This window comes from Burkholderia sp. Tr-20355 (genome assembly GCF_017104685.1).
Lineage (GTDB): Bacteria > Pseudomonadota > Gammaproteobacteria > Burkholderiales > Burkholderiaceae > Burkholderia > Burkholderia seminalis.
In genome coordinates this window covers 18833-33278 of the sequence record NZ_JAAGPK010000006.1, presented here as the reverse complement: position 1 = coordinate 33278, position 14446 = coordinate 18833, and the positions used below count along the sequence as shown (strand labels likewise).

Below are 14446 nucleotides of genomic sequence, written 5' to 3'. Positions count from 1 at the left end.
ACGAGACGCAGGAATGTCGAACCCGGGCCTCCGACCGCCGCAGTCGGTCGTCGTTCGTCCCGCGTCGTCGAACTTCCGCAAACGATCCGCTCGAAACCCGCCCCCCAGCGAAACAACACGCGCCGATTGTCAACAAACTGGTTGCTCGTGCCGAACGGCCGCTTGTGGCGCCGGCTGCAGCCCATCATGACCGATTGAATCCGCAACCCGAAGCGGCCATGCGGTTTCCTCCCGGGCAGCCATTCAATTCGATCAGTTCGAGATCGATTGTTGGACGGGCGCCCGAGAATTGACGGCAATCCATCAAGCTCTCCCGACTGGCGATTATCGGTCGACAGCCGCCATGCTCACCGCTCGAGAGCGGGGTCGATCTCGTTGGACGACAAGCCGAATACCGCCATTCTGGCCCGATGGTCCGGCGAACCCAAATAAGAACGGAGTTGCCGGTTTACCGCATTGCGCAACTCGCTGTTTTGCGGGTCGAACGAGAATGCGCCGAGTGGGGGCCTCTGTCGCTTGCCATTCGCTTCCGGCTCGTGCGGCACGGCCTCAAGCGCTGAGGCTCCAATCCGATCCGCAACAATGCGATTTCCCAACGCCGTACTCGCGTACGCGTCGATCGTGCCGGAGAGAACCGCATCAATCGCGTCGGCTTGGTGCGCGAAGACGGCTATCTGGTCATCGCTTATGCCCGCCTCTTTTGCCGAGTCGTGCTGAACCTGTCCGGCAATGATGCCAAGGCGGGCGTCGGAGCGTTTGGCGAGTGACGTGTAGTTGTTGAGGCCCTTCGGGTTACCGGCCCGAACCAGAAAGCCGTCGCCGATCCCCCATACAGGTTCGCTGAATGCGACCGATCTGGCGCGTTCAGGCGTAATGAAGAGCGGAACGTTCATATCCCAGCGTCCAGTTGCAACGCCGGGCAGCAGTTCACTGAATGTCGTCAGGCGATGCTCGATCCGCGTGACGCCAATCGCCCGAAGAACGACACCGGCCAATTCAATATCGGCACCCGAAGCAGTTCCTCCGGGTTCCGTCCATCCAAAAGGGGGTTCGTCGATGTACGCAATCGTTACCTTCATCGCCATGTCTCGCGAAATGGGACGGCCACCGCATCTGGCGCCGATTGGTCATGATTCTACCCATACACACGGATGTTCGTTCCTGAGCGGAATCCATCAGTAAAAGCCAAGCCAATACTGCCCGACAGTCCTCCCAGGTGGGTCGGATTGCGACGCTTCTCCTTAACGATTCGCATACCGAATCGTATATGGATCATGCCTCGACGGTTGCCTATCGAACGCCGACACACCGACTCGATCCGCACCATGTTTGCCGCGCCCGGCACGACGAAACGCGAAATCACAATGAAACCCGCATGCGAATGCCGCGAAGCTGCATGAACGAATCGTCAGTCCGGCGCGTCAACCTTGCGTATGCCTCAATTCGCCGCCGATATCTTGCGGCAGCCTCAGCAAGTTGAAGATCGGACAGACCGCCTCGACCGCCTGGTGCAACGCGCGAATGGCTTCGGGCGGCTCGGGCGACACGATGTCGAGCGTATAGCGGATGTTGTGCGGGAATACCGGAACATGCTCGAACCCCGGCTGCTGTGCGAGCGGATGCTGGTCGCCGGTGACCTCGACCGCGATCGAGTCGACCTTCAGGCCACGCTCCGCGGCCTGAATCAACGTGATATGCGTGAGGCAACTGCCGAGCACGCCAAGCTGCAGCTCCGGCGATGCGGGCCCGAGGTTATAGCCCGCGAAGTCCGGCGGACTGTCGCTGATCACCTGGAAGTCGCGAATCCGGATCTCGCGCACGCCGCTGCGACCGAGCGCGCGCACGGTCGCCTTCAGCGGCGTCGCCTTGAATTCGGGATCGTTGCGGGCCGCCTGCTGCTTCGCGTGCCACGCATCGCGCTTTTGTACGAGATAGTCGTTGAGAGTCGTCATGGTCGAATCATGGGTAGATTGCGCGGATCGCTCGCTGCATTCGCACGCGATCAGTCGACCGCCGGAATCCATGCGGCAGTCGCCGCGTCGCTTGCCCGGAATGCGGGGAACTTCGCGCCGAGCTCGGCCACGGTGCGAATGTCGTTTTTCACGAGATCGTCGCGCGTGATCAGCGTCGGCTTGACCGCGATGCGCGCGCCCGGGTTCTGGCCGGCGACCAGCAGTGCGGCCGCGCGCACCGACACGGCGCCGACGACCGCAGGATTGGTCGCGGCCGTCGCGACCCACGCGCTGTTGGGCGCACGAATCGCCTCGATGTCGGCCGTCGAGATGTCGGCACTGTAGATGCGGATCTTCGACGACAGCTTCGCTTCGTCCGCGGCGAGCTTCGCGCCGCGCGCGAACTCGTCGTAAGGCGCAAAGACGACGCGAATATCCGGATTCGCTCGGTACGCCGCGGCCGCCTGATTCGCGACCGATTGCGCGATCGGCGTGTCGACGGTGCCCCAGCGCGCCTTCTCCTGCACCTTCGGGTGCGCGCGCTTGAAGTCGCGCCACGCGGCGTCGCGGCGGTCGAGCGGCGCAAAACCGGCAACGTAGACGTACCCGGCCGAAAACGCGTCGCCGTTGTCCTTGACGGCCTGCCCGAGCAGCAGGTTCGCGAGGTCGCGATCGTTCTGCTCGATCTGCGGCACCTTCGGGTTGCCGAGATCGACGTCGAACGCAACGACCTTGATGCCCTTGTCCAGCGCACGCTGCACGACGTCCTTCAGCGACTCCGGCAGGCCGTGATTGACGATGATCGCGGACACCCCGACGCTGATCGCCTGCTGGATCTGCTCGCGCTGCTCGGCCGCATCCTGCCGGCCCTCGTAGATGCGCAGGTCGATGCCGAGCGCACGCGCCTGCTTCTGCGCGCCGGCCTCGTACGCCTGGAAGAAGTCGCCGGTGGACAGATAGTTGACCAGCGCGATCTTCACGCCGCCCTTGTCGAACGGCGCGGGCGCCCCCTTGAGCGGACCGGCCTGCACGGCGGGTACGCCCAGCGCAGTCGCGAAACACAGCACGAGCGCACCGATCTTCAGATCGACGCGCGATTTCCGGCGAAGCAACGAGCGCATGGCGAGCCTGTCTCCACATTGGACAATATCGGCTCAATCTATCAGCGCCGCATGCAAACTCAAACCGAGCGATTCGAAAATGGATATCACTTCGGATGGCAAACCGTTACCGTTCCGCGAGCCGGCCGATCCATGCGAGCCGCTGCGACGCATGACGGCACGTGCGTCACGCGCGCGCATCCGTCCGACGCCCGATGCCGAACGTGAACGCCAGCGCGAGCACGAGCAGCGCCCCCTTGATGAAATCCTGCATGTAGTACGGGGCATTCAGCATCGTCAGCCCGTTGAGCAGCACACCGACGAATACCGCGCCGACGACGGTCCCAAACACGTTGGGCCGCTTCGCGCCCCATACCGCGTAGCCGATCAGCGCGGCGGCCACCGCATCGAGCAGCAGCGAGTGGCCGGCGCTCACGTCGCCTCGACCGACCCGCGCGGCGATCAATACGCCGCCCAGCGACGCGATCGCACCCGATACGACATACGCGGCCACGCGGTAGCGCGCGGCGGGCGCACCGGCAAGCCGCGCGGCCGTTTCGTTGCCGCCGATCGCATAGATCACGCGGCCCCATCGGGTCGCCTCCATCGCGACACATGCGACTGCCGTGATAGCGACGAGCAGCAGCACCGGCAACGGCACCACGTCGAACACGCGCAACCGGCCGAGCGCGAGAAACGCGTCGGGGAACACGCCGGTTGCATCCGTACCGTCGGGCAGCACCGAGCCGGTCGCGAGCGAACGGCCACCGGTCGGAATCAATTGCAGGCCGGCCATCAGGAACAAGGTGCCGAGCGTCGCGAGCTGGTCGGGCACGCGCAGGCGCGTGATCAACACGCCGTTGAACCACCCGGCGGCCATGCCGAGCGTCACGCAGGCGATGACCGCCGCCAGCGTGCTGCCGTGCCACACGACCAGCACATAGCTGGCGGCCATCTGCGCGGTCGCGGCCACGCTGCCGACCGACAGGTCGAAACCGCCGGCCGCGAGCGTGATCGTCACGCCGACGCCGAGCAACGCGACGATCGACACCGACTGCAGGATACTGAACAGATTGTCGACGTTCAGGAACGCGGGTTCCCTGAGCGCGAAGCCGATCACCAGCAGGACCAGCACGAGCAGGATGCCGGTGCGCTCGAGAGCGTCGCGGATGCGGGCCGGCGCGGCGCGCGGCCGTTCGACGGGTGCGGCATCGTGCTCGGTGGAAGAAGTCACGGTTTTCATCAGGGGGCGCTCAGGGTGGAGGATGTCGAAGGCAGGTCATCGAGCGTCGCGCGATCGAACCGCACGATACGGTCGGCGATCTCGGCAGCTTCTTCCACATCGCTGACGAACACGATCGTCGCACGGGCATGCGCGTGACGCCGCAGCGTATCGACGATATCGGCCCGCGCGCCGGCATCGATGCCCTGAAACGGCTCGTCGAGCAGCAACAGCCGCGCGGGTTCGGCATGCCAGCGTGCGAGCACGACCTTCTGCTGATTGCCGCCCGACAGGCGGACCACGCGATCGTCCGGGCCGGTGCAGCGGATGCCGAACCGTGCGATCGCCTCCGCGGCGGCCGCGCGTTCACGCGCCCTGCCCACCGGGCCGCGCGCGAACCAGCGCGCCAGAAACGGAAAACCGATCGTGCCCGCGATCGACGCGAACGGCACGCTGTCGGGAAACAGCGACGTGCGCCAACGGTCCTCGCCGGCCAGGAAGACGCCGGCGCGAATCGCATCGGCCGGCGAACGCGGGCGCCACGGGCGGCCGTCGAGCGTCATGTCGCCGGACACCGCCCGCGCGGCGCCGAAGATCGTGTTGGCAAGACGCGACTTGCCGCCGCCGACCGGGCCCGCGATCGCGACGATCTCGCCGTGCCGGACATCGAGGTCGAACGGCGTGCTGGCCGGCGTCAGCCGAATACGCCGCATGCTGAACGCGGCGTCCGACTCGGGCGCCGCGGCGCGGGCCGGTGCCGGCTCACGCGTTTTCGGCAACGGCCGTCCGATCATCGTTTCCACCGCCGCATCGAAATCGACGGGCGCGGGCAGATCCGCGACGATCCGGCCATCGCGGACGATCGCCACGCGGTCGGCCATGCGGCGCAAATCGCCGAGCCGATGCGACACCAGCAGGATCGCCACGCCATCGCGGCGCAACGCGTCCAGCAGCGCGAAGAGCCGCTCGGCCTCCGGTGCGGACAAGCTGGCGGTCGGCTCGTCGAGTATCAGCAGCGACGGCTGTCCGCCAAGCGCGCGCGCCAGCGTCACACGCTGCTGGTCCGCCAGCGACAGCGACGCCAGCGGCGCGGCCAGGTCGACGTCGAGCCCGACCCGCTCGGCGAGCGGTCGCGCCGCGGCACGCCGTGCGGCCGGCGTCGCACGCCACGGTGACGCCCGATCGCACAGCCGGTCGAGCAGCAGGTTGTCGGCGATCGACAGCGTCGGCACGACCGCGTCGACGACCGACTGGTGGACGGTCGCGACACCAAGCCGCTTGGCGGCGTGCGGCGACGCCGGTCGATACGGTTCGCCGCGCAGTGTCAGCGTGCCGCCGTCCGGGCGCAGCGCGCCGCTCAGGATCTTGACGAAGGTCGACTTGCCCGCGCCGTTCGCGCCCATCAGCGCGACGACTTCGCCCGCGTCGATCGACAGATTCAACGCCGACAGCGCGACGGTCGCGTCGAAACGCTTCGCGATGCCAGCCGCGCGCAGGACCGGCGGCGACGCCGATCGATGTGATCGACTTTCGCGCGTCGCACCGGCAATCCCGTTCGCCGTCGCATTCATGCCGGATACCCCTGTCGGGCACGGCGTGGTTGAAACCGGAACAGCACGTCGTGATTCACGTCACGTACCTCCCCTGGTAGCAGCTCGGTATCGCCCGGCTCGTCACCGTTCGTCGGATGCGGATTGCCGGAACGACGCGCCATGCGCGGTGTCCGGCAGACGGTCGCGGCCGCTCAGCCGCGAGCGGAAGGTACCGGCCGGCGAAGTCGTCCGGTACAGGCCGCGCTTTTTCAGTTCGGGCACGATCAGTTCGGCGAAATCGTCCAGCGTGCCCGGGCTGATCAGCGGATTGAGCATGTAGCCGCTCGTGGTCGACTGCCGTGCATGCTCGGCGAGCTGATCCGCGACTTCGTCCGGCGCGCCGACGAGGATCAGGTCGGTGCCGCGCGTGACGCTCGCGAACTTGCGCCGCACGTCGCCGGCCGTGAGCGGCTTGCCGCCGCCGTCGGGCCGCACGACGTAGGACGTGAGCCCTTCCGTGCGCGTCGTCAGCGGTTCGTCGTCCGCGTAGCGGTCGATGTCGATACCGGTGTCGCCCGCATAGCTGACGAGTTGTGCGTGCTGATGGTAGTGCTGCTGCAGCGTGTGGTATTTCTCCTTCGCGTCGCTCGACGAGCGCGCGGCCACGATCCGCAGCACGGTCAGCGACTTCACGTCGTCCGCCGCCCGGCCGCGTTCGACCGCCAGCCGGCGAATCTCGTCGAGGCCGGCGCGGATCTCGTGCGGATTCGACTTCGCGACGAATACCACCTCCGCGTGCTTCGCCGCGAACTCGCGCCCGCGCCCGGACCAGCCGGCCTGGATCAGCACGGGCGAGCGCTGCGGCGACGGCGCACAGACGTGCGGCCCCTGCACGCGATAGTGCGTGCCCTCGTGCGCGATCGGCCGCACGCGGTCGCCACGCGCATAGCGCGGCGCGTGCTTGTCGGCCACGACCGCGTCGTCCGCCCAGCTCCCTTCCCACAGTTTGTACACGACGTCGAGAAATTCCTCCGCGCGCGCGTAGCGTTCGTCGTGGCCGACCATCCGGTCGAGCCCGAAGTTGCGCGCCGCACTCGTCAGGTAGGACGTCACGATGTTCCAGCCGATCCGGCCGTTGCTCAGATGATCGAGCGTGCTGAAGCGGCGCGCGAGCGCGAACGGATGCTCGTAGGTCGTGCTCGCCGTCACGCCGAACGCGAGCCGCTCGGTCTGCGCGACAAGTGCCGGAATCAGCATCATCGGATCGTTCGCGGGCGCCTCGACCGCCCATCGCAGTGCCGCGTCGGCCGACCCGCCGTAGACGTCGTACAGACCGAGCACGTCCGCGAAGAACAGCATGTCGAGATCGGCCTGCTCGGCCGTGCGTGCGAGATCCGACCAGAACGCGAGCGTATTCGCGCGCAGCCGTTCGTCGGCCGGATGGGTCCACAGGCTCGGCGCGCCGCCGCAGCCGACGCTGGCTTGTTCGTACAGGGAAAACAGCAAGGGGCGAGGATCGGACATCGTGGGGTTCGTTACCAGGGCAGGAATCAGTTGGGTGCCGCCCACGCGTTGGGCGACGCGCGGCGACGGCGTGCAGGCACGCGAGCGTGGGGGGCGCGCGCCAGATGGCGATTGACATGCCTCTCGAGACGAGAGGCTGGAATGGTAAGGAGCGCGACCAGCACGACATAGACGACGGCCGCGCCGGCCAGCGGCTCGTAGACGCGCAACGTCTCGAAGCGCAGCGTATTGGCCGTTCCCATCACGTCGAACACCGTCACGGTCGACGCGAGGACGGTCGATTTCAGCAGCAGGATCGCCTCGCCGATGAGCGCGGGCAGCGCGAGCCGCCACGCGCGCGGGCCGACGATGCGGCGCAGCACCTGCACGCGCGTCATGCCGTATGCGTACCCGGCTTCGATCTCGCCGGCCGGCACGCCGGCGATCGCGCCGCGCAGAATCGTCGCGACATACGCACTCTCGTTCACGCTCAACGCGACGATTGCGTACCAGAACGCGTCGCGCAGCAGCGGCGATGCCCAGCTGTCGCGCATCCATTCGCGCGGGACGATCTGCCCGAATCCGTAGTACAGCAAATACAGCTGAACGAGCAGCGGCGTGCCGCGAACGAGCATGATCCAGCCGCGCGCGGACCAGCGCAGCGGCGCATGGCGCGCACCAGCGGCGAGCGCGAGCGGCACGCCGAGCAGCACGCTGGCCGTGCCCGACAGCAGCGTCAGCGCGAGCGTCGTCGGCACCGCGGCGAGCAGCTTCGGCATCACCGTATCGAACAGGAACGGCAGCGAGAAGATCATGCGGTCGCGCGCCTCGTGCCACGGTTCGCGTGCCGCTCGAGCACCGCGAAGATGCCCGTCGACGCGATGCTCAGCAGCAGGAACAACGCGGCCGTGACGAGATAGAAGAATACGTAGTGACGGGTCGCGCCGGCCGCGAGCTGGCTCGCCTTCAGCAAGTCCGTGAACGAGCCGAGCACGCTGATGAACGACGCGTCCTTGGTCGCGTTCAGCCACACGTTGCCGACGCCCGGCAATGCGAGCCGCGCGGCGGCCGGCAGCCGGATGCGCGTGAACGTCTGCCATGGCGTCATCCCGTATGCATGCGCGGCTTCGATCTCCCCGATCGGCACGTTGACGAGCGCCGCGCGGAAAATGTCGGTCAGATACGCGCCCTGGATGAAACCGAGCGACAGCGCAGCAACGGGGAACGGCGGGAACGCGAAGCCGTCGGGCACCAGGCCGCCGCGGTGCAGCGCGACCTCGACGGCAGGCGCGAGCGCATAGAACGCGAGCAGCAGGCACAACAGCTCGGGCAGCGCACGCACCAGCGTCGTGTAGAGCCGCGCGAGCCATGCGAGCGGCGCGTGGCGCGACAGCTTGCCGAGCGCGCCGGCGATGCCGAGCAGCACGCCGGTGCAGAACGACGCCGCCGCGACGCCGAACGTCAGCGCGAACGCGCCCGCGAACACACGGCCATATCCACCGTCGTCGAATGCAAGCAGCGCGAGCAGCGAGTCGTCCGCGGCCATCGGGTCAGCGGCCCTTCTCGATCGTGCCCTTCAGGTTCGGATAGCGGGCGGTGATCGCATCCCACGTACCGTCCTGCTGCAGCTGCGCGATCGCGGTCGACAGCTTGCCGCGCAGCGCATCGCCGCGGCGCACGCCCGCGCCGACCCCAAGGCCCAGCAGCGGATTGTCCGCGCAGGTCGCCTTGACCTCGAAGTCCTTGCCGTCGCGCGACGCGAGGAAGGCCGTGAACAGCCCCTTGCCTTCCTGCACGTAGTCGACACGGCCGGACACCAGATCCGCGAGCGCGTTGTCGAACTTGTCGAATGCCTTGATCTGCGCGTCCTGCTTGAAGCGGGCATCGAGGAACGCCGAGAAGTTCGTGCCGGCCTCGACACCGATCACGCTGCCCTTGACGCTCGCGGGCACCGCGCAGTCGACGCGGCGCCGGTCGCTTTTCGCGCCGACGAACACCGTCGGCGATTCGTAATAGGCACGGCTGAAATCGATCGCTTTCTGCCGCTCGCCGGTGATCGTCATCGACGACCAGATCACGTCGATCTTGCGGTTCTGCAGTGCCGGAATCAGGCCGTCCCACGCAATGTCGGTGAGCTCGCACCGCACGTTCAGTTTGCCGCACGCGGCATCGAGCACGTCGATTTCCCAGCCCTTCCACTTGCCGCCCGCGTCCTTCGAAAAGAACGGCGGATACGACTCGGCGTCGATGCCGACGCGCAACGTCGGCTGGGCCGCATGGGAAGCCGGCACGAGGCCGAGCACGAACAGCGCGGCCGCGGCACGGCGGACCCTGGAACGCATCAAACGATTCATGTGGCGAATTTCTGAAATAACGTCGGAACGACCGGCGTCGCGGCCGGCAGGAGGCGAGACTGTAATGCGTGCCGAAGCGTGTACCAAATGGTTATTTTTTCGATGAATATCTGATCGCGCGATATGGCGGAACGGCGCACCGCCGAACGCGACGCACGGTGCATCGTTCGCCCGCTCACGCCTCCGCTGTTTCGCGCCGCAGCGCCGGCAGCTCCAGATTCGCGCGGAAATCGCCGCCCACGTAGTCGGTATCGAGCAGGCCGCGACGCCGCAATTCAGGCAGCAGGCCGTTGAGCAGCAGGTCTTCCTGGTCCGGCTGGCCGAGCCCGTGCAGCGACAGCACGTCGACGAGCCCCTCGCGATAGCGCGCCTCGATCGCATCGGCGAGCTGCTCGGGCGTACCGGCGACGAACCAGTGGCCGGTCTCCTGTGCGCGGATGATCAGTTCGCGCAGCGTCAGCCGCTGGCGCGCATAGGCGACGAAGATGGCGACACGCCCTCGCCGGCGATGGACGCTGTCGATAGCAGGCAGCAACGCCGCCGGCAGCGGCTGATCGAGCGGCAGGTCGCGCAAGTCGACGCTGCCGCCGAGCATGTCGGCGAGCTTCAGCCTGCCTTGTTCGTAATCGATGCGCTCATGCTTGTCGCGCAATCGTCGCGCGACGTCGGCATCGGACTCGCCGATCACCGAATGAAACGAGTTCATCACGAGCGGCGGCCGGTCGCCGCGACCGAAGGCGGCGGCCTGCCGGCGCAGCTCGGCGACGAACGCGCGCGCATCGTCGTGCGTCGGCTGAGACGTGTAGACGACCTCCGCGTACCTCGCGCCGAGCGATACGCCGCTGGCCGACTGCCCGGCCTGAAACAGCACCGGCCGGCGCTGCGGTGACGGCGGCACGTTCAGCGGCCCCCGCACCTGGAAGTGCTCGCCGTGGTAGTCGATCGCACCGAGCTTGCGCGGGTCGACCGAGAGGCCGCCGCCCTGCGCGCGCCGCGTCGCACGCGGATCGTTCGCATCGAACAGCGCGTTGACGACTTCGACGAATTCGGCCGCACGGGCGTAACGCCGTTCGGGGTCGGGCAACGCCGCGTCGCCGAAATTCTCCTCGCCGACCGACGACGTGACCGCATTCCACGCGGCCCGCCCGCCGCTGACGTGATCGAGCGTGCCGATCAGTCGCGCGAGGTTGTACGGATGGTGATACGTGGTCGACACCGTCGCGACGAGCCCGATCGACGAGGTCGCCTGGCTCAATGCCGCCAGCGCGACGATCGGCTCCTGGCTGCCCGTGGTGCCGGCCAGGCCAGCCGCGTCGGCCTGCAGCAGGTCGGCGGTAAAGAGGCCGGTGATCTTCTCGGCTTCCGCCTTGCGTGCGAGCGACGCCGCGCGGCGCACACCGTGCACGACGTCCGGGTCGCCGGGCGCGTACAGCACGCTCGCCGCACCGACGAGCGTCTTCAGTCGTCTGCGCGCGCCGCTCATGACGCGGCTCCGTTCGTCGCGCCACGGCGTGCGCTGCGCGTCGCGTATCGTTCGCGTGGATCGTTCATCTGCATTCCTCGTGATTCCGTTCGATCGGTGGCGGCATGCCGGCATCGCGACGGCGAGCACGCTCGCGCCGGGCCGTCCTGCATGCGCCGGGAACGCGCCGCGGGGGGCGCAACCACTGACCATAACGCAAGCGCCCGGGGCGGCAGGAACGAATATTTTCGGCTTTCGATATTCTTCTTGATTGTTTGACCGTGCGAACGGCGCCGCAAAATAATTCGGCATGCCAAACCCGTTGATCAGGACGCTTCGACCCGCGCCGATCGCCTCATCATGACGTTCGACGCCATCCGCTCCCACTCCGATTTGTCTGCGCTGCCGTTCCGCTTGAGCGTGCTCGACAAGAGCCCGGTAGCATCGGGGGACACGCCCGCCGACGCGCTGGCGCACCCGTACACCGCGTCGCTGCTCGATGCGCTGCCGGCGCTGCCTAGCGTGCATGCCGCGGCGCCGCACGCCGTGCCGGCATGAACCTCGACCGCTCTCATTGAAGCGCCGCCATGAGACGGCGGCAGTGCCGAACCGGCAGCGTCAGCTTTCCCCGCGAACGCCGCCGCGTTCACTGCCGATGTTTTCGGCAGCCGTTCGCGCGATATGACGATAGGCCGTCGGCGCATGTCCGGACATGCGCTTGAACGCGTTACTGAATGCGCTTTCGGACGAATAGCCGAGCGACTGCGCAAGCAGGGCGACCGGGATGCTCTCGTCGCGCAAACGGCGTTCCGCAACCCGCATGCGCCACTGGCCGAGATAGGTCAGCGGCGCGACGCCGGCGCTCGCCCTGAAGTGCGCAGCGAACGTGGTTCGTGACATCGCGCACGCGGCGGCAAGCTCGTCCAGATGCCACGCGCGTGCGGGATCACCGTGCATCAATCGCAGTGCCGGTGCGATGCGTGGGTTGCTCAACGCACGCAACCATCCCGCCAACGGCGCGGACGCGTTCAGATGGGCGCGCAGTATCTGAATGAAAAGCAGTTGCGAGAGCTGGGCCGATACGAGCTGCGCGCCGGGCAGATCGGCCGCACGCTCTTCCACGAGTTGTTCGAGAAGCCAGCGCACCCTCACTGCCTGCGGCGATGCGGCCGGTACGTGAATCCAGGGCGGCAGTACGTCCGACAGCAAGTTGCCGGTTACCGGATCGAGCAGGACGTGTCCTCCGATGTGGGCGAAATCATCGCCGTTGCCCAGTGTCGCCGACGACTTGCCGGCGCCCGAGAACAACGCCATCGCATCGACGGGTGGAACGCCAGGATCACTGGCGAGGACAAAGGATCGTTTTGCCGTCAGCAGACCGACATCACCGCTTCCAAAGCGGATCGGCGTTTCCTCTTCGTCGATGCAAACCCAGCACGTGCCCTTCACCACCGCAAAGAATTTGATCTTGTCGGGTGCCGGAAAGCGAATGGCCCAGGCGCCGCCGGCCGAGAAACCTCCCGTTGCCAGCGATTCGGCGTTAGTGAGTCTCAGGATGTCGGAGAAGGGATCGTCGCTCATCATCGTACTGTCGCGCAAGTAAATCGCACTATAAAGCATTAACAAGCGGCAGACCGGCCCTTAACCTTCCGGTTCTTCGTCCCAGACATTCAACGACATGAACAGCAATACCAGCCTCGAATCGGTTCTCGTAACGGGCGGCACCGGCTTCATTGCACAACACTGCATCCTGGCGCTGCTGCATCGCGGCTATCAGGTACGAACCACCGTCCGCTCGCTCGCTCGCGAAACGCAGGTGCGCGCCCAGCTCGAAAGAGGCGGCGCGGAACCCGGAGATCGTCTGTCATTCGTCGAGGCGGATCTCCTCGCCGACGACGGCTGGCAACGGGCAACCGCCGGCTGCGCCTACGTCGTGCATGGCGCGTCGCCCACGCCCACCGGCACGCAGACGAGTGAAGACGATTGGGTCAAGCCCGCCGTGGCAGGCACGCTGCGCGTGCTGCGTGCGGCGCGGGACGCGGGTGTCCGGCGCGTCGTGCTGACCTCCGCTTTCGGTGCGATTTGCGCCGGACACGGGCCAATGAACCGCCCCTTCGACGAAACCGACTGGAGCAACCTGACGGCCGCCGATGTCTGGCCTTATCAGAAGTCGAAGACGTTGTCGGAACGCGCGGCATGGGACTTCGTCGCGCGAGAAGGGCACGGCATGCAACTGTCCGCGATCAACCCGGTGACGGTTGTCGGGCCCGTGCTCGGCGACGACTATTCGCACTCCATCCGCCTGATCAGGGGCATGCTGAACGGCCAGCCCGGCAATCCGCGCATCAATTCCGGCTTCGTCGACGTGCGCGACGTCGCCGACCTGCATGTGCGGGCGATGATCCACGACGCCGCGAACGGAGAGCGCTTCATTGCCATTGCCGGCGAAAGCATGTGGCTCGCCGAAGTCGCGCAGGTGCTCAAGACGCGCATGGGCGATGCCGCGCGCCATGTGTCCACCCGGGTGCTGCCCGACTGGCTGGTGCGCATCGGCGCGCTCAGGGATCCGGCGCTGCGAGGATCGCTACCGCTGCTCGGCCGCAACCTGAACGCCACCAGCCAGAAGGCCATCGGCTTGCTCGGCTGGTCGCCCCGCCCGCGCGAGGACGCCATTGTCGCCACGGCCGAAAGCCTCGTGCGCCTCGGACTGCTGCGCGATGCAGGCCAGCGATAACGACAGCGGATTTCATCGCCCTTCGTCGAATGACTGCTCAGTCTTGCGACGAGCGCATCGACACGTCGCCGATCTGCACGCCTCTCAACCCTTCTCGCAACGCCGTCACATTGGCCACACCGTTCAGTTGCTCGAACTCCCGTTGCGCTTCCTGCCAGAGCGGGGAGGCTCTTTCGTGCAGGCGCCGTCCCTCCTCGGTGAGTTCGACGAGGCGGCTGCGGCCGTCGGTGGGCGACGGCTTGATCGTGACGAAGCCGTCGCGCTCCAGGAAGCCAACCATCTTCCCCATCGCCGTTCGTTCGATATCGAGCCGTTCGGCAAGGGCGTTGACCGGCGTACTTCCCACTTCGCGCAGGGCGGCCAGCGTGAGGAATTGCGTGATGCGCAAGCCCGAGGGCTCGAGATGACTATCGTAGAGTCGGGAGATCTGCCTGCTCGCCTTCCTTACGGTGAAGCAGTTGCATTGATCGATGCCAAGCGGCTGGTTGACGGGCAACATCGGGTGCACTCCTGATTTCGGTTCCTTGCGCGAACGCGACGCACACGTCGCGCAAGGGTATGGTCGTATCCATCGATGATAGCCGGGA

14 protein-coding genes are annotated in these 14446 nt (G+C 66.8%); 2 read left to right on the top strand and 12 right to left on the bottom strand.

From position 1 onward, the window contains the following. Positions 1-347: 347 nt before the first annotated feature. The 10 genes from G3N62_RS02625 to G3N62_RS02580 all read right to left on the bottom strand — a co-directional run bounded on the left by G3N62_RS02625 (position 348) and on the right by G3N62_RS02580 (position 11146). Positions 348-1079: a transporter substrate-binding domain-containing protein gene (locus G3N62_RS02625; RefSeq protein WP_124609950.1), complete on the bottom strand. Its 732-nt coding sequence runs from the start codon at positions 1077-1079 to the stop codon at positions 348-350. A 342-nt stretch (positions 1080-1421) separates the two neighbouring features. Next, complete coding sequence (locus G3N62_RS02620; RefSeq protein WP_049036658.1) at positions 1422-1952, bottom strand: OsmC family protein; 531 nt, start codon at positions 1950-1952, stop codon at positions 1422-1424. Between the two features lie 50 nt (positions 1953-2002). Continuing rightward, a complete protein-coding gene (locus tag G3N62_RS02615) occupies positions 2003-3073 on the bottom strand; it encodes a substrate-binding domain-containing protein (protein ID WP_034190422.1) in 1071 nt (356 codons plus the stop codon). Between the two features lie 166 nt (positions 3074-3239). After that, positions 3240-4295, bottom strand: a complete 1056-nt coding sequence (locus tag G3N62_RS02610; protein ID WP_049036656.1) for an ABC transporter permease — start codon at positions 4293-4295, stop codon at positions 3240-3242. After that, positions 4295-5845, bottom strand: a complete 1551-nt coding sequence (locus G3N62_RS02605) for a sugar ABC transporter ATP-binding protein (RefSeq protein ID WP_124671289.1) — start codon at positions 5843-5845, stop codon at positions 4295-4297. Before G3N62_RS02605 ends, G3N62_RS02610 begins: the two co-directional genes overlap by 1 nt. 102 nt (positions 5846-5947) lie before the next feature. Further along, positions 5948-7330 carry an NtaA/DmoA family FMN-dependent monooxygenase gene (locus G3N62_RS02600; RefSeq protein ID WP_124671288.1) on the bottom strand — a complete coding sequence of 461 codons (1383 nt, stop codon included), beginning with the start codon at positions 7328-7330 and terminating at the stop codon, positions 5948-5950. A gap of 26 nt (positions 7331-7356) precedes the next feature. Beyond that, entirely contained in the window at positions 7357-8124 is a 768-nt protein-coding gene (locus G3N62_RS02595) for an ABC transporter permease subunit (RefSeq protein ID WP_034190419.1), read from the bottom strand. Further along, positions 8121-8855 (bottom strand): ABC transporter permease subunit, encoded by a 735-nt coding sequence (locus G3N62_RS02590; RefSeq protein WP_049036651.1) that lies wholly within the window; start codon positions 8853-8855, stop codon positions 8121-8123. The genes G3N62_RS02595 and G3N62_RS02590 overlap by 4 nt, the downstream gene beginning before the upstream one ends. 4 nt (positions 8856-8859) lie before the next feature. Continuing rightward, positions 8860-9663, bottom strand: a complete 804-nt coding sequence (locus G3N62_RS02585) for a transporter substrate-binding domain-containing protein (protein ID WP_049036649.1) — start codon at positions 9661-9663, stop codon at positions 8860-8862. Between the two features lie 175 nt (positions 9664-9838). Then, a complete protein-coding gene (locus G3N62_RS02580) occupies positions 9839-11146 on the bottom strand; it encodes an NtaA/DmoA family FMN-dependent monooxygenase (protein ID WP_034190417.1) in 1308 nt (435 codons plus the stop codon). A gap of 339 nt (positions 11147-11485) precedes the next feature. Between G3N62_RS02580 and G3N62_RS35800 the strand changes: the two genes are divergently transcribed. Beyond that, on the top strand, positions 11486-11683 hold the full coding sequence (locus G3N62_RS35800) for a hypothetical protein (RefSeq protein ID WP_241012826.1): 198 nt from the start codon (positions 11486-11488) through the stop codon (positions 11681-11683). Positions 11684-11743: 60 nt separating this feature from the next. Here the strand turns inward: G3N62_RS35800 and G3N62_RS02570 are convergent, their stop codons facing one another. Next, positions 11744-12745 (bottom strand): AraC family transcriptional regulator, encoded by a 1002-nt coding sequence (locus G3N62_RS02570; protein WP_124671287.1) that lies wholly within the window; start codon positions 12743-12745, stop codon positions 11744-11746. A 58-nt stretch (positions 12746-12803) separates the two neighbouring features. Between G3N62_RS02570 and G3N62_RS02565 the strand changes: the two genes are divergently transcribed. Further along, the gene (locus G3N62_RS02565; protein WP_124671286.1) at positions 12804-13859 is read left to right on the top strand and encodes an aldehyde reductase; all 1056 of its coding nucleotides are present in this window, start codon (positions 12804-12806) and stop codon (positions 13857-13859) included. Between the two features lie 37 nt (positions 13860-13896). Here the strand turns inward: G3N62_RS02565 and G3N62_RS02560 are convergent, their stop codons facing one another. Next, positions 13897-14358 (bottom strand): MarR family transcriptional regulator, encoded by a 462-nt coding sequence (locus G3N62_RS02560; RefSeq protein WP_034190413.1) that lies wholly within the window; start codon positions 14356-14358, stop codon positions 13897-13899. Positions 14359-14446 lie beyond the last annotated feature (88 nt).

Coding starts and splice junctions, on each gene's coding strand:
- G3N62_RS02625 (WP_124609950.1), bottom strand. CDS start 1,079: ATGAAGGTAACGATTGCGTACATCGACGAACCCCCTTTTGGATGGACG.
- G3N62_RS02620 (WP_049036658.1), bottom strand. CDS start 1,952: ATGACGACTCTCAACGACTATCTCGTACAAAAGCGCGATGCGTGGCAC.
- G3N62_RS02615 (WP_034190422.1), bottom strand. CDS start 3,073: ATGCGCTCGTTGCTTCGCCGGAAATCGCGCGTCGATCTGAAGATCGGT.
- G3N62_RS02610 (WP_049036656.1), bottom strand. CDS start 4,295: ATGAAAACCGTGACTTCTTCCACCGAGCACGATGCCGCACCCGTCGAA.
- G3N62_RS02605 (WP_124671289.1), bottom strand. CDS start 5,845: ATGAATGCGACGGCGAACGGGATTGCCGGTGCGACGCGCGAAAGTCGA.
- G3N62_RS02600 (WP_124671288.1), bottom strand. CDS start 7,330: ATGTCCGATCCTCGCCCCTTGCTGTTTTCCCTGTACGAACAAGCCAGC.
- G3N62_RS02595 (WP_034190419.1), bottom strand. CDS start 8,124: ATGATCTTCTCGCTGCCGTTCCTGTTCGATACGGTGATGCCGAAGCTG.
- G3N62_RS02590 (WP_049036651.1), bottom strand. CDS start 8,855: ATGGCCGCGGACGACTCGCTGCTCGCGCTGCTTGCATTCGACGACGGT.
- G3N62_RS02585 (WP_049036649.1), bottom strand. CDS start 9,663: ATGAATCGTTTGATGCGTTCCAGGGTCCGCCGTGCCGCGGCCGCGCTG.
- G3N62_RS02580 (WP_034190417.1), bottom strand. CDS start 11,146: ATGAGCGGCGCGCGCAGACGACTGAAGACGCTCGTCGGTGCGGCGAGC.
- G3N62_RS35800 (WP_241012826.1), top strand. CDS start 11,486: ATGACGTTCGACGCCATCCGCTCCCACTCCGATTTGTCTGCGCTGCCG.
- G3N62_RS02570 (WP_124671287.1), bottom strand. CDS start 12,745: ATGCTTTATAGTGCGATTTACTTGCGCGACAGTACGATGATGAGCGAC.
- G3N62_RS02565 (WP_124671286.1), top strand. CDS start 12,804: ATGAACAGCAATACCAGCCTCGAATCGGTTCTCGTAACGGGCGGCACC.
- G3N62_RS02560 (WP_034190413.1), bottom strand. CDS start 14,358: ATGTTGCCCGTCAACCAGCCGCTTGGCATCGATCAATGCAACTGCTTC.